General features: G+C 58.5%; 17 protein-coding genes. 14 read left to right on the top strand and 3 right to left on the bottom strand.

From position 1 onward, the window contains the following. The first annotated feature begins 26 nt into the window (after window positions 1-26). The 11 genes from ACXHXG_RS26210 (at window position 27) to ACXHXG_RS26160 (ending at window position 8,562) form a co-directional block, all read left to right on the top strand. Window positions 27-1,541: a sugar ABC transporter ATP-binding protein gene (locus ACXHXG_RS26210; RefSeq protein WP_457901235.1), complete on the top strand. Its 1,515-nt coding sequence runs from the start codon at window positions 27-29 to the stop codon at window positions 1,539-1,541. Then, window positions 1,534-2,535, top strand: coding sequence for an ABC transporter permease (locus ACXHXG_RS26205; protein WP_457901234.1), 1,002 nt, complete (start codon window positions 1,534-1,536; stop codon window positions 2,533-2,535). Before ACXHXG_RS26210 ends, ACXHXG_RS26205 begins: the two co-directional genes overlap by 8 nt. Further along, window positions 2,532-3,527 (top strand): ABC transporter permease, encoded by a 996-nt coding sequence (locus ACXHXG_RS26200; protein ID WP_260304880.1) that lies wholly within the window; start codon window positions 2,532-2,534, stop codon window positions 3,525-3,527. Before ACXHXG_RS26205 ends, ACXHXG_RS26200 begins: the two co-directional genes overlap by 4 nt. Window positions 3,528-3,532: 5 nt before the next feature. Beyond that, the gene (locus tag ACXHXG_RS26195; RefSeq protein WP_260304881.1) at window positions 3,533-4,381 is read left to right on the top strand and encodes a sugar phosphate isomerase/epimerase family protein; all 849 of its coding nucleotides are present in this window, start codon (window positions 3,533-3,535) and stop codon (window positions 4,379-4,381) included. Window positions 4,382-4,504: 123 nt separating this feature from the next. Continuing rightward, a complete protein-coding gene (locus ACXHXG_RS26190; protein ID WP_104826441.1) occupies window positions 4,505-5,029 on the top strand; it encodes a DUF992 domain-containing protein in 525 nt (174 codons plus the stop codon). 140 nt (window positions 5,030-5,169) lie between these two features. Next, entirely contained in the window at window positions 5,170-5,298 is a 129-nt protein-coding gene (locus tag ACXHXG_RS26185; protein ID WP_260304882.1) for a hypothetical protein, read from the top strand. A gap of 91 nt (window positions 5,299-5,389) precedes the next feature. Continuing rightward, on the top strand, window positions 5,390-5,704 hold the full coding sequence (locus tag ACXHXG_RS26180) for a BufA1 family periplasmic bufferin-type metallophore (RefSeq protein ID WP_104826442.1): 315 nt from the start codon (window positions 5,390-5,392) through the stop codon (window positions 5,702-5,704). A 33-nt stretch (window positions 5,705-5,737) separates the two neighbouring features. Next, window positions 5,738-6,664: an MNIO family bufferin maturase gene (bufB, locus tag ACXHXG_RS26175; RefSeq protein ID WP_457901396.1), complete on the top strand. Its 927-nt coding sequence runs from the start codon at window positions 5,738-5,740 to the stop codon at window positions 6,662-6,664. Continuing rightward, on the top strand, window positions 6,651-7,466 hold the full coding sequence (locus ACXHXG_RS26170) for an HvfC/BufC N-terminal domain-containing protein (RefSeq protein WP_260304883.1): 816 nt from the start codon (window positions 6,651-6,653) through the stop codon (window positions 7,464-7,466). The genes bufB and ACXHXG_RS26170 overlap by 14 nt, the downstream gene beginning before the upstream one ends. After that, window positions 7,450-8,007 carry a DoxX family protein gene (locus tag ACXHXG_RS26165; RefSeq protein ID WP_260304884.1) on the top strand — a complete coding sequence of 186 codons (558 nt, stop codon included), beginning with the start codon at window positions 7,450-7,452 and terminating at the stop codon, window positions 8,005-8,007. Before ACXHXG_RS26170 ends, ACXHXG_RS26165 begins: the two co-directional genes overlap by 17 nt. A 99-nt stretch (window positions 8,008-8,106) precedes the next feature. Continuing rightward, complete coding sequence (locus tag ACXHXG_RS26160; protein WP_260304885.1) at window positions 8,107-8,562, top strand: thiol-disulfide oxidoreductase DCC family protein; 456 nt, start codon at window positions 8,107-8,109, stop codon at window positions 8,560-8,562. A 116-nt stretch (window positions 8,563-8,678) separates the two neighbouring features. Here the strand turns inward: ACXHXG_RS26160 and ACXHXG_RS26155 are convergent, their stop codons facing one another. Then, window positions 8,679-9,068 (bottom strand): hypothetical protein, encoded by a 390-nt coding sequence (locus ACXHXG_RS26155; protein ID WP_457901233.1) that lies wholly within the window; start codon window positions 9,066-9,068, stop codon window positions 8,679-8,681. Between the two features lie 509 nt (window positions 9,069-9,577). Here ACXHXG_RS26155 and ACXHXG_RS26150 point away from each other — a divergent pair. After that, entirely contained in the window at window positions 9,578-10,063 is a 486-nt protein-coding gene (locus tag ACXHXG_RS26150) for a hypothetical protein (protein WP_260304886.1), read from the top strand. Window positions 10,064-10,160: 97 nt separating this feature from the next. On the opposite strand, the gene ACXHXG_RS26145 is transcribed toward ACXHXG_RS26150, so the two are convergent. After that, the gene (locus ACXHXG_RS26145; RefSeq protein ID WP_260304887.1) at window positions 10,161-10,808 is read right to left on the bottom strand and encodes a response regulator; all 648 of its coding nucleotides are present in this window, start codon (window positions 10,806-10,808) and stop codon (window positions 10,161-10,163) included. Next, on the bottom strand, window positions 10,805-12,229 hold the full coding sequence (locus ACXHXG_RS26140) for a sensor histidine kinase (RefSeq protein WP_260304888.1): 1,425 nt from the start codon (window positions 12,227-12,229) through the stop codon (window positions 10,805-10,807). Before ACXHXG_RS26140 ends, ACXHXG_RS26145 begins: the two co-directional genes overlap by 4 nt. A gap of 362 nt (window positions 12,230-12,591) precedes the next feature. On the opposite strand from ACXHXG_RS26140, the gene ACXHXG_RS26135 reads away from it, so the two are divergent. Together ACXHXG_RS26135 and ACXHXG_RS26130 are read left to right on the top strand one after the other, a co-directional pair. Next, complete coding sequence (locus ACXHXG_RS26135; protein WP_283051587.1) at window positions 12,592-13,281, top strand: hypothetical protein; 690 nt, start codon at window positions 12,592-12,594, stop codon at window positions 13,279-13,281. Between the two features lie 455 nt (window positions 13,282-13,736). Then, window positions 13,737-14,327, top strand: coding sequence for a sterol desaturase family protein (locus tag ACXHXG_RS26130; protein WP_283051585.1), 591 nt, complete (start codon window positions 13,737-13,739; stop codon window positions 14,325-14,327). Window position 14,328 lies beyond the last annotated feature (1 nt).

Raw genomic sequence — 14,328 nt, 5'->3', positions numbered from 1 at the left:
ATCCAAGGTATGACGGGCGGATCCGCATGTCTGAGATCGAAAGCGCGAATGCGAGCGGCGGAGCGCTGCTATCTCTTCGCGACATCAACATAACGTTCGGTGGCGTCAAAGCCTTGAAGAACGTGGCCTTCGAGGTCCATCCGGGCGAGGTTCACTGCCTTGCCGGCGAGAACGGCTCGGGCAAAAGCACGCTGATCAAGATCATCACCGGTGTCTATCGTCCGGCGCCCGGCGCCATCATCGAATATGACGGCCAGACCTATTCCCATATGTCGCCCGTGACCGCGCAGGCGAAGGGAATCCAGGTCATCTGGCAGGATCTCGCGCTGTTTCCAGAGATGAGCGTAGCCGAAAACATCGCGTTTCAGACGGTGCTCGGCCGCTGGCCCCGCCTCGTCAATTACGCGCAGATGCGGCAGCTTGCGATGAACGCGCTGAAACGGCTGGGCGTTGCGCTCGATGTCGATCTGCCGCTCAAGGAATTCGCAATCGCCCAACGGCAGATCGTGGCCATTGCCCGCGCCTTGGTCGGCGAAGCGAAGATCGTCTTCATGGACGAGCCGACCGCCTCGCTCACCCAGTCCGAAACCAACCACCTTCTCGAGATCGTCCGCAATCTCTCTGCCTCCGGCGTCGCTGTCGTCTTCGTCAGCCACCGGCTTGCGGAAGTGCTCGACATATCGAGCAGGTTGACGGTGCTTCGGGACGGTGCGCTTGTCGGCGTTTATCCGACCGAGGGCATGACACAATCCCGCATCACCGAACTGATGACGGGAAAGACCTTCGACACACATGTTCGGGCGACGCCGAAGGATCAGCAGCCCGTTGTCCTCGATGTCAGGTCGCTCAGCCGGCGCGGTCAGTTCGAGGATATTTCGCTGACGGTGCGGCGTGGCGAAACGCTTGGCATTACGGGCCTCCTTGGTGCCGGAAGGACGGAACTTGCCCTTGCTCTCTTCGGCATGACGAGACCGGATTCCGGTACGATCGCGCTTGATGGCAGGGCAGTGCGCTTCTCTTCCAATCGCGACGCGATCCAGGCGGGCATCGCCTATCTTTCCGAGGACCGCCTGTCGCTCGGCCTCATCCAACCGCAATCGATCGCCGACAATCTCGTGATCTCGTCGCTGCGCAAAATACTCTCCGGCGGCTTCCTCTCGGAGGATAGGAAGGAAAGCCTTGTCACCCGCTGGATCCGCCAACTCGGCATCAAGATCGGGTTGCCGGAGGATGCGATTTCGACCTTGTCAGGCGGCAATCAACAGCGCGTCGCCATTGCCAAATGGCTGGCGACCGACCCCAAGCTTTTGATCCTCGATGCGCCAACCGTCGGCGTTGACGTCGGCGCGCGGGCCGGCATCTTCGACATCGTCGCCAAGCTCGCAGAAACCGGGCTGGCGATCATCCTGATTTCCGACGAGGTGCCCGAGGTCTATTTCAATGCGGACCGCGTGCTGCACATGGCGCAGGGCAGGATCATCGGAGCGTTCGATCCACGGCAATGTTCCCTTCACGATATTGAGGCTGCCGTCTATGCGTAATTTCATCAGCACCCATGCGACGGAAATTTCCCTGCTGGCAGTGATGATCGTCATCTGCGCCTTCCTGTCTTTCGCCACGGATAATTTCTTCTCCCTCGGCAATGCCTTCGATCTCCTGAATATCAGCGCCGTCAACATCATCTTCGCCGTCGGCCTGCTGGTTGTTCTGATCGCCGGCGGCATCGATATCTCCTTCGCCGTCGGTGCGTCCGTCGTGCAATATGTGACGGCGATCGCGCTTGGTTGGATCGGCGGGGGAGGCTGGGTTTCGGGCCTCATCATCGCCGGATCGATCGGCATCCTGCTCGGAGCGATCAACGCTTTCCTGATCCATCGCTTCCGGATCATTTCGATCGTCGCGACCATCTCCACCTTCAACATCTATTTCGGGCTTCTCATGTTCTTCACTAAGGGCGTGTCGATCTACGACTTGCCCGACTGGCTCACGGACAAGGTCGTCCTGTTCGAGCATGAGATGCCCGACGGCACCTGGATCGAGATCACGCTTCCTGTCCTGGTCATGGTGATCTGTGTCGTCGCCACCTGGGCGCTGATCACCCGCACCACCATCGGCCGTCAGCTCTATGCCTTTGGCGACAATCCCGAAGGGGCGCGCCGTTTCGGCATCAATATCGGCGCGATGCAATTCATCGCTTTCGGCTGGCTGGGATTGATGGCCGGCATCGGCGGGCTGGTGCAGGCGCATTATGCGCAGGAAGTGGTCCCGAATGCGCTCTACGGTCGTGAGCTCGACGTGCTCGCCGCAGTAGTTCTCGGCGGCGCGCGTCTTGGCGGCGGCAAGGGATCGGTCCTCGGCTGCGTTCTCGGCGTGCTACTGATCTCCATCACGCAGAACGGCCTCAATTTGATGGGCGTCTCGCCCTTTGCGTTCAAGATGATCATCGGCGCCATCATTCTGGTCGCCATCACGCTATCGAATACGCGGATCGACAAGCTTGTGCCGCTCCTGCGCAGGGAGGGGCAGACACGATGACCATTCTCGTCGAAAGTTTCCAGAAACGCCTGGGCCCGGAGATGGCTGGTCCCTTCTTCGCCTTCATTGCGGTGATGATCTTTTTCGGGCTCGCTTCGCCGCAATTTCTGAGCCAGGCGACCTTCGGTTCGGTTGCTTTCCAACTGCCCGAGCTTGGCCTCCTGACGCTGGCGATGCTGCTGCCTATTCTAACGGGTGGGCTCAACCTGGCCATAACGTTCACGGCGAATATCGCCGGATTGACGGTTGCCTGGGTGCTGCAGGCAAATGGCGGGGTGGATGCCGGACCTTTGGCATTCGCCCTCGGATGTGTGCTGGCGCTCGCAGCCGGCGCGGCGAGCGGCGTGATAATGGGTTGCGTCATCGCCTATACGCGCGCCCATCCCATTCTCGTATCGCTTTCGATGATGATCTTCCTGCGCGGCCTTGGCGAATTTCTCACCCGGGGCGGTGACGTATCCGGTTTTCCGGATTTCATCCGGCCGTTGGGGCATGGGTCGCTGCTCGGCATCCCCGTGCCCCTGATCATCTTCATCGTCTGCGTTCTCGTCTGGCATCTGCTGCTGACGCGCATGAAGCTTGGCTTCAATACCTATATGATCGGCTCCAATATCGAGGCTGCGCGCTATTCCGGCGTCAACACGCGCAAGGTCGTCGTACTCGTTTACACGCTCTCCGGCGCCATGTGCGCGGTGGCCGGCATCATCATGCTGGCGCGTTTCAATTCCGTCCGCGTCGGCCACGGCGAATCCTATCTGCTGATCACGGTGCTCGCCTGCTTCCTGGGCGGCGTCAATCCGTTTGGCGGCTTCGGCCGCGTGATCCCCGTCTTCGTGGCGCTGGTCGTTCTGCAGCTTCTGTCTTCGGGGCTGAACCTGATGGGAGCCAACCAGCATCTGGCGACTGCTGTCTGGGGCCTGCTCCTCGTCGGCGTAATGTTCCTGCGCTGGGTCGCCTCCCACTACAAATTTCTCAACAATAGAAAAGGATGAGAGCTATGGAAGGCTTCGGTGTTCATACCAGCATGTGGACGATGAACTGGGACCGGGCAGGGGCCGAGCGGGCCGTCGCCGCCGCCGTCAAATACAAGGTGGATTTCATCGAAATCCCCATGCTCAATCCGCCCGCAGTCGATACGGCCCATACCAAGGCGTTGCTGGAAAAACATAAGCTTCGGGCCGTTTGTTCGCTCGGACTTCCCGAACGCGCCTGGGCGTCCGTTCGCCCCGAAGCGGCAATCGACCATCTTGCCATCGCGATCGACAAGACGGCTGATCTTGGCGGTGAGGCCCTGTCCGGCGTGATCTACGGCGGCATCGGTGAGCGCACGGGCGTACCCCCGACGCAAAGGGAGTATGACAACATCGCCCGGGTTTTGACAGCCGCAGCCAAGCATGCCAAGGGCCGCGGCATCGAGCTCGGTGTCGAGGCGGTCAATCGCTACGAGAACCATCTCATCAATACCGGCCGCCAGGCGGTCGAGATGATCGAGCGGGTAGGCGCCGACAACGTGTTCGTCCATCTCGATACCTACCACATGAACATCGAGGAAAAGGGCGTCGGCAACGGCATCCTGGCGGCGCGCGATCACCTGAAATACATCCATCTGTCGGAAAGCGACCGGGGCACGCCCGGCTATGGCACCTGCGATTGGGATGAGATCTACGCGACGCTCGCCGCTATCGGTTTCAAGGGCGGGCTTGCGATGGAAAGCTTCATCAACATGCCGCCGGAGTTGGCCTACGGACTGTCGGTCTGGCGCCCCGTCGCCAAGGATGAGGAGGAAGTCATGGGCAACGGCCTGCCGTTCCTGCGCAATAAGGCCAAGCAGTATGGCTTGATCTGACGACGATGGCGGGATGTCTTCCGTCTGGTTTGTGGCGAAAGATCACGCATTGGGAATGAATCTTGCGAACGAACTTCCGTCCGGTGCGTTGAGGGAGGTGCGAATGATCTAGGAGGAAACCTTATGAAAAAGCTTGCTCTTATTGTCACCGCAGTCTCGCTCGGGCTCGCCGTTCCTGCCGCCGACGCAGCGACGGTGCATCGGTCGCAAAAACACACCCACAAGGAACAGGTCGAGGCAGGGCCTAAGGAGCGCCTCGGCACACTTTCCTGCCAAGTTGCGGGAGGCGTCGGTATGATTATCGGCTCCAATAAATCCGTCGATTGCAGGTTCAAGCGAAGTTCAGGTCCGTCAGAACACTATGTTGGCTCCATCGGCAAGCTCGGTGTCGACATCGGCGTGACAGGCAAGTCCTATCTGAGCTGGGTCGTCTACAGCATCCATCCGACTCGCGCCGGCGAAGGCGCTTTGGCCGGCAGCTATGTCGGCGCATCCGCCGGCGCCGCAGTGGGCGTCGGTTTGGGAGCAAACGCGCTCGTTGGCGGCTCTTCGAAGAATTTCGGTCTGCAGCCGCTGAGTGGCGAAGCTGGTACGGGACTTAACGTTGCTGCTGGTGTGTCGAGGCTGCAATTGCGTCCTGCCAGATAAACGCTTCAAGGAACGTGTTCGCCGCGTGCCCACGGGATGGGCCAGCGGGTGAATGTAGGCTTGTAAGAGAGACATCCTAACCGCCGGGTTTCGCGCCCGGCGGTTCGCGACATCTATGCCATTGCAGGCAATGCGGCCCAATGTCGTCCTCTGCTCCGCCATGGCGCGCGGTCGCCAATATATTGCGCGGCAATCTTCCCGAACAGCATCCCTCAATCGCCCGCCGTGCCATCCGATTGGCCGACGTGCCGGCGATCACGCCTTCGTGACAATCTCGGCTGTAACGAATCTCCTCCTGCGAACGAGTACCTGACGTGCCCCCAAGACAGGGGCGTTAACGAACCCAAATGGAGATAGTTCATGCTGAAAGCTACTGTGAGTTCTGTCCTGCTCGCCGGCGCGGTTACGACGGCGCTTGCGTCCATGGCCGCCGCCGCACCGCTGACGAAGGCTGAAGCCAGTGCTGCCATCGCGGCTCACAAGGAGAAGTGCTACGGTGTTGCGCTGAAGGGCCAAAACGATTGCGCCGCCGGCCCGGGAACCACTTGCCAGGGCACGTCGACCGTCGATTTCCAGGGCAATTCCTGGAAGTTTGTTCAGGGTGGCACCTGCGCCTCGCTCGACATTCCCGGCGGTCGCCACGGCTCGCTAATGCCCCTCAAGCGCGACCTCTGATCGACCCGGCTATCGGAAAGCGGAGAAGACATGATGAACGCCCACAATCGAACCGTCGCTCCTGTCGTCGAAGCGGGTGCCGAGCTCCGCTTTCCCTCCTATTCTGTTCATGACTTGGCAGGCACGAGCTTCAAGCCGGAACATCTGCCTGCCATACTCGCGGAAACAGGACGGCAAGGATTTTTCGAAATTCATGCAGAGAACTATATGGGCGCCGGCGGCCCGCCCCATCACGCCCTTGAGCTTGTGCGTCGAGACCACCCGATCTCGCTCCATGGCGTCTGCATGTCCCTCGGTGGGCCACAACCCCTGAACAAGGACCATTTCCGGCGTTTTCGCGAGCTGGTGATCAGATATGAGCCAGCCCTCGTGTCCGAGCACCTGGCATGGTCGACCCACGAGAATACCTATCTGAATGATCTGCTGCCCCTGCCATATACGAGCGCCACGCTCATGCATGTCTGCGATCACATCGACGAAATGCAGACGGCGATCGGACGTCCCATTCTGCTGGAAAATCCATCGACTTACGTGCTTTTCGCCGAATCCTCCATGAGCGAAACGGATTTTCTCGGTGAGATTGCAAAGCGGACCGGCTGCGGTCTTTTGCTCGACGTCAACAACGTCTTTGTTTCGGCCACGAACCACGGCTATTCGGCGCTGGACTATCTTGCCGATTTCCCCCTGTCGAAAGTCGGTGAGATCCATCTCGCAGGTCATGCGGAGCAGACGGATGATGAAGGCGAGCTGCTGTTGATCGATAGTCACGACGGGCCTGTCGCGGATGCCGTCTGGCGTCTCTATGAGATCGTCATCGAGCGATGCGGTGCGATTCCCTCGCTGGTCGAATGGGACAGCAAAATTCCCGATTGGCCGGTCTTGAGGGCCGAGGCTGTCGCAGCGCAAGCGATCCTCGATCGGCAATCTCAAACCTTGGGCAAATCCCATGCGTTCCGCTGAAGTCCTGTCCATCGGGCGCGGCGACCCGTCATTCGCTTCGACGTTTTCCAAGTCGCTGTTGAACCCCGAACAACAAACGCCGGCTTCCCTTGTCGGCGCGCATGGGAAAGCTGCCGACAAGCGCTACAACGTCTACCGCAACAACGTCACCGTGAGCCTAATCGAGGCACTGGCCGCGATTTTCCCGGCGACCCAGCGCATAACGGGATCGGATTTCTTTCGTGCGATGGCGCGCTTCCACATTCGCGAGACGCCGCCGACCTCACCGCTTTTGTTCGAATATGGTCACCACTTTCCCGCTTTCATCGATGCCTACGAATACGCACAGCCGATGCCGTGGCTGGGCGATGTCGCGCGGCTGGAGCGGGCCTGGCTGGACGCCTATCACGCCGCCGATTGCCCGGTGATCTCGGCAGATGATTTGTCGGCCGTCGCGCCGCACGAGTTATCCGAGCTTCGATTTCGCGCCCATCCGGCGACAAGAATTCTGTCTTCCAAATTTCCGGCCGTGACGATCTTCGTCGCCAACCGAGGCTCCGAGCCGGTGGAGCGCATCGAGTGCGTCGTTCCCGAGGACGCGCTGATCACGCGGCCGGAACTCGACGTCGTGGTTCGGCTGCTGCAGCCGGGTGGGGCCTCGTTCCTCATATGCCTCGCCGACGGTGGTAGCCTGGGATCGGCTGCGGCAGCAGCTCTGAACGTCAATCCTGCGTTCGATCTCGCCGGCATGATCGCCGAGATGATCGAAGCCGGCGCTTTTACTGAGATTTACGTGGAGAATTCCGATGTCGAAAACACTTGACACTTCGGTTGCCGGCAAGCCGTTCGCACCGATCGTCGGATTGGTCGAAAAAGCAAGCCGGTTGATACATACGATCGCGCAGCCATCCCTGGTGCAACTCGTCCTGCGTGTCGGATTGGCCGTGCCATTTTGGCGTTCCGGTATCCTCAAATGGGACGGATTCCTGCAGTTGAGCGATACGGCCGTGGAGCTCTTTTCGGATGAGTTCATGCTCCATCTTCCGGGTGGACCATATCCCTATCCCGCACCGGCGGTGATGGCATTCCTATCGGGTTCGGGGGAGGTCGTATTTTCAACCCTCCTCGTGCTCGGCCTTGCCACACGTTTTGCCGCGACCGGTCTTCTCGCCATGACCGCCATCGTGGAGCTGACCGTTCCTGATGGATGGCCCGTTCATATCACTTGGGCGGCGATGGCGCTCGGCGTAATGGCCTGGGGGCCGGGACGTTTGTCCTTGGATTATCTCATCGGAAAGGTTTTTGGGTTTGACGCGCCGTTCCGGACGACGTTGCCTGCAACGCCGGGAGAAAGTCAGCCGTAAGGCTGGAGGTGTCAGGTCTTGCCGAAATGAAGCGCCGCTGCAGCTTTCACTTGACGCGAAAGGTGGCGCGACGTTCACTCCACTTCGGAGATAATGCTGATGACCGAACTTGCCTCATACAGTTTCAGGAACGACCCGGACGTGCCGCCTCACGATCATGAAAAGGGTCTTATCGTTTTCGACCATGAGTGCATTTTCTGTTCGTCGTTCATCCGTTTTGTCTTCGCTCACGACCCTTCCGGTCGTTTCCTGTTCACGGCCGCGCAGTCTCCGCTTGGACAGGCGCTTTATCGGCACTACGGCCTCGATCCGACGGATTTATCGACCAACTTGGTGATCGTTGACGGCATCCTGCACACGAAGATGGACGCCTTCGCCACCGCCATGCGGTGTCTCGGTTTTCCTTGGAGCCTGCTTGCGGTGGTGAACCTGATGCCTCGGCGGCTGGCCAACGCGGCCTACGATCTGATCGCCAGACATAGGTATCGCCTTTCCGGCAAATACGAGACCTGCCTCGTGCCATCCAGGGAATTGAGGGCGCGCGTCATCGAATAACGGTTTTGCTGCTGTCGGCGATAAGCCAAAGCATGCAAATTCCGCTGGCGGAGCGACCAGCCTTGCCGGCATGGAAGACTGCGAGAGATATTGCCGACGCACTCCCGGGACGGAGGCTACAAGGATGCGTGTCCGAATGGATTTCTGTCGATCGTTGTCGGCTGAGACGTTGCGGCTGGATAGCTCGGGTTCAAGGGGACGTCGGCACGGTGCGATGCTGAAGGGCAATGTTTCATTTCGATGGCGAGAAGCGTTACGGCTTCTGCCAATGCCTTCTCCGCATCGGTAAATGAGGGCGCCGAACCTGCCTGTCTCGCCTGGCCATATATTTCCGCAGATGCCATAACGCGCTCCGCGAGGTAATGACATTCAGGAGTCGCTTCGACAAAGTTCAGGGCGAATCGGAGATTGATCGCGACCTGGAGGACGAAAGCAGCGGCTGAGAAATCAACAATGGCGCCGGGCGGTTTCGTCTGATCCAGGTACGTCTTCCACTGTGTTGTCATTTTGATGCCTTTCGCACCCGGTCCCTTCGATATAAACCGGAAAAGCCGTCGGGAATTTCTGTGCTGGCGCCCGTCCGGGCGCCATGCGTGCTCCGCGCCGCATCTGCGACTGCGATCAAAACAAATGAGTTGTCGAGCGTGCCCCAGACAGATGGCCCCTTTCCCATCTGCCGCAGAGCGTGACGAAAGACATTCATCCCCACCCCTTCGTCAGTGTGGTCACTATCTTTCCAAGCAGTAGTAAGCGCAGGGCGGGCACCCTTTCAATCGCGCTGTTCCCCATTCAGGCTTCAGTCCAGCCTTCCTTCCGACCTTTGTCCGATAGCAAGCTGGGACCAAGGTCTTAGTCGAAATTGCAGAAGTCCGAGATTGGCGTTTTTGCCGAGACAAAGGTTGACGGCTCCGTCCGCAAAAACGATGTGATGTCGTGGCGGAAGGCTGTTTTCAATTTGGTGACTGCACGATCTTTTTCGCGCAGTGTGCGTTCATAAACGTGTGGGAGGCCAGCTATGTCTTTACGCGGAAAGTCGATCGCCGTTCTTCTCGGTGCATCCTTTACGCTTGTGCTTGTGGCAACGCCTTATACCGTCGAGATTCGTGGATCCTCCATCGGGCTTGTCGCGCAAACCGCGGATGCAAAAAGCGGAGGCAATGGTAACGGCGGCGGCAATGGTAATGGCGGCGGCAACGGCGGGGGTAATGGCAACGGCGGCGGCAATGGTAACGGCGGCGGTAATAGCGGAAACGGCGGCAGCAATGGAAATGCCGGTGGAAACGGCAATGGCAAAGCCAACGGAAAAAGCGCTACCTCGACCCAAACCGACGCGGACGACTCAAGCGATGATGACGCATCGATGACGGTGCGCCACGATGACGGCATGAGCGAAGAAATAGAAAATGGACGTTATGTCATGAAGGATTCGAAGGGTCGCACCATCATCAATCGTAACGCGACCGCAGCCGATCAGCGGAGACTGAAGTCCTTCCTTCACTAGAGCGGTTCAGCGTTTCACGGAAGCGCTTTTCCGCTCTATCTCTTTGTTTTTACGCATTCCGGACGGAAAATCGCTTCGCACTTTTCCTGGAATTGCTCTAACCCCGGTTTTCAAGCGCATCGCGAAAGGCCATCGCAGCCTCCGTTCGGTTTGCAACACCCAATTTGGCGAAAATCTGGGTCATATGATGCTTCACCGTCTTTTCGTGGAGGTCTAGCTTCAGCCCGATATGCTTATTGCTCAATCCTTCCGCAACGAGCTGAAGGACCTCGCTTTCCCGGCCTGTCAAGTCGCGCAGGAGATCCGCTTTTTTCGAGGAGGCGTTGCCGTCGCCGGAGATCAGGCGAGCGGAAAGAGTGGGGGCGACATAGCTTTCTCCCGAAGCCACGGTGCGGAGGATGTCAGCCAGCGCTCTCGATCCTACCCCCTTCAGCACATATCCCTTCGCCCCGCTCTTGAGAGCCGTCGTCACATCGTCGTTTGCTTCAGAAACCGTCAGCATCACGATCTTCTGACCCGGCACCCGCTCGAGGATCAGCGGAAGTGCGTTCAGGCCCCCGCCAGGCATGGAGATATCCAACAACAAAACGTCTGGACGTTCGTTCTCGGATATTCGGATCGCATCTTCCTTCGTGCTGCCTTCGCCAACGATCGCAAAGCCGTCGATCTCGCCAAGGCTGCGAATGACCCCTTCCCGGAACAGCGGATGATCATCGATCACCGCCAGACTGATTGCCGTCGTCATATCTGCTCCATTTCCATTGCGTTCAGCGACATTTGAACCACGGTGCCACTTTCGGAAGACTTTAATTCGAAAGTGCCTCCGAGGCTTTCTACCCGCTCTCTCAGACCTGCCAAACCGATACTGCTTGGCGGTATATAGGCCGGATCGAAGCCGGGTCCCTCATCCGATACTGCTATTGTGATCTGCCCGCCGTCGATTGTTTGTTTTACTTGCTGTGCTGCGCCCTTACCATGGCGATAGCCATTATTCAGCGCTTCTTGAACGAAGCGGTATATACATATCTTGGTGGATGTCGAAAGCTCTTGCGTCGTGCCGGAAATGGATAAGCCGACCGCAATGCCGGTTCGTTGCTCATGGGAGCGCACGGCACGCTGCAATAGTTCGGGCAGGTTTGCCGATTCGATATGCGGCAGCACCAGCCCGCTGCAGATGCTTCTAATATCTGCCATCGCATCGTCCAGGCTCGACTTAATTGCGGCAAGCGATCGCTCTCGCTCGCGCGCCGGAGTGCGTGAATTGATCAGGGCCTCGCTGTCCAATCTCAGCGATGCATAGGCAACGAGTTGGGCGGGGCCATCATGCAAATCGGCACCGATGCGCCTGAGGTAGCTTTCATTGAGGGAAGCAGCGCGTTGTGAGGCTCTTTGAACGCGGGCGTGCAAAATCTCGTTCTGCTGCAGAAGCGTCGATAGCTCGCCGATGCGTGCTTTCAAGGCGCTGCGCTGGCTTTCGATCGTTCGGCTTCCGCGAAGGACGATAACGGAAAGAATGAGAAAGAACGTCAGCGTGAACAGGGCGACAGCCACCCAGCTTCTGAAACGCGCCTGGTTCAGGCTGCGCTCGAAATCGTACGCCACCTCATAAAATTCGGAAACGGCCACGACTTTGCCCGACCAGGGCTGGAGGACCGGATTGTAGATCTCCAGAAGTGGCTTGCCACTGTTGCGCTCGGCAACGCTTTCGACGTCATCAAGCTGGTTGAACTGCGCCACCATCGTGCCGGCAAATGCCGTTTTCAGGTCATTGCTGAGCGGGAACTGTTTGCCCATGAGGTTTTTGTCGTTGGAATAAAGGATGGTGCCGTCGTTACGCCACAGGCGAAAGGACATGAGGCGACTGCCAAGCGCACCCTCGCCGAGTGTTTCGTCGAGAGCGTGAGTCACCGTATCGTCCAGAACCTCCGTCGTCTGCATATCGGGGAGCAAAGGCGCAATGACGCTGTCGACATAGAGAGCGGTGCTGGCGGCGGAGTTGCGCGTGACAGCCTCCTCGATAAGGTTGGTGACGAAAGCGCCGACGAGAAGCAGCGCGCAGGCGGAAACGAAACCGCCGATCAGCAGAAATTGTTTTGCCAGCGATTGAGAATTCCAGCTCGCGAGTAAACGAACCGGCGACAGCATTGATTTAAGGCTCGTCTGCATGTCTGGCTACTTTCAGCGATAACCACCCAATACGGCATACCTATCGTAGCCGGGCAGCGCGTCAAATGGCGAAAATTCATCTCACCGGCAAGTTTCGGAATTGACGTCCCCCGAGCCCCGTTGAATCGATGAGACTTTCGGCCATATCGGCGATCAGGCTAAGGTCCGATCACCGATGGCATTGGTCTGACCCATGTAGAAACTTTCTTTTCTAGCAATATTGTGGCGATCAACGCGGTTGCTCGTTGCTCGTCCCGCGTCGCGGTTGCGTGGGGCGAGCGGCGTGGTTGCTCGTCCCTCGTCCCTCATCACCGTTGCATAGCACCGGAAGGGCGCACGTTTGGAATGAAAGGAAGAAGCATATGAAATTCGGATCAGTCTTCGGAACGACCATTGTCGCCGTGACGCTCGCCGTTGTTCCGGCCGGTGGCGCCGTTGTGGGTCTCACAAGCCTCGCGTATGCCAAGGGCGGAAACGGAAACGGCAACGGCGGCGGCCATGGAAACGGCGGCGGTAATGGCAATAGCGGGAGCCACGGCAGCGCCAATTCGAGTCATGCTAAGTCCGATGACGCGGATTCAAGCGACACGGATGGGGATGTGGATACCAATGTGGGCCACGTCAAGCATGCGCCTCACGTCTCGAAGTCGGCTGTTGCCAATCAGAAGCTTGAGAAACATAACGTGACCAAGGTCAAAACGCAGGCGGCGGAGCTTGGTAGCCTCAATTCCCTCAAGCGGAATTATCATGCCTACATGAATTCCAAGGATCCGAAATTCGCAGCAATCGCGGCCTATGTCAGGGACTATGCCGAATTCGAAATGCAGTACGGAACCAATGCTATACCGACAGACCCAGCCCTCAGTGACGACGCGCTTCGTTCGGCGCTTGCTCAGGCTTCGAAAAATGGCGTCGTGACAGATAGAACGCTGGCGGAGGCCAAGGATGTCCTGGGTGTCGGCCCCGCCGTCGGAAAGATAGATCAGGTTCGCGATGCGTTGGAAGCATCGACACCGGCGCCATCGGACGACGTAACAGATCCGGATGATTGAACAACCGCTGCGGCGGGTGCGAAAAGGCCCCCCAACCGGAAGCACCCGTCGCTACGCAGAGCGACCAACACGCCGCCCAATCGTGTTGGTCGCTCTTTCGTTATATGATGTCGCCTATATCGCCAGACCTCGGCGGTGCGTCACTTGCCTGTCATTTTTTTAAGACACATCTTGTTCGGCATGCTTCTATGCTGCTTCGCGGTAAGCGGGTTTCAGCGCCCGGCTTCTTGCGAGGAGTGGAATGCGGTTTAGCCATGGGCTGGCCGCTCTGTCTCGGCCTTGAAGCGGCCTGCACATGAGGGCGAATCCCGCTCATATGCAGATATTAAAGTGCTTTCGCTTCTTTGCGCGTTCTCAATCAAACGGCGACAGAGGCACGTGAATCGTTTCTGCCTGTAGAGAATGAAGAAGAATCTTATGACGAATCTTCGCAGTCAATGCAGCGAGCAAGCCACATGAGGCGCTCTCTCTCGCGAAAACCAAATGCGATCGCTTATTATACGGATTTTGTCGTCTACCCGATCATCACTGCCGGACTGATCGCTGCCTATTTTGCTTGGGGCTATGATGGCCGGCCTTTGATCTGGCTCGCCGCGATCGTGATCGGCTCAGCCGCATGGACGCTGGTCGAGTATCTTATCCACCGCTTCGTGCTGCATCACGTCGTTTATGTGCGCGATATGCACATCCAACATCACCACGCGCCGACCGAGCTGATCGACACGCCGATCTGGCTAAGCCTGTCTTTCATGGCCGCGGGCGTGTTGTTGCCATCGTGGTGGGCTTTCGGCTTCGGCGTGGCGTCAGGCTTCACCGTCGGCATGACGCTTGGCTATCTCACGTATGGCACGATGCATCACGCCATGCATCACTGGCGGATTCCGCACGGCACCTATCTCTACCGCGCCAAGCGCTGGCACGCGCAGCATCATGCCTCTACCGACGAGGGGAATTATGGTGTCTCGTCGCTTTTCTGGGATCACGTGTTCGGCACGGTGCTGCCGGATCCGGCCGTGAAGAGCAGGGAGAGGCGGGGCGGTGGCTGAG

The organism is Rhizobium sp. LEGMi-198b (assembly GCF_054114205.1).
Note: the sequence above shows the minus strand (reverse complement) of the source record. Positions and strands in the feature narration are given on the sequence as shown.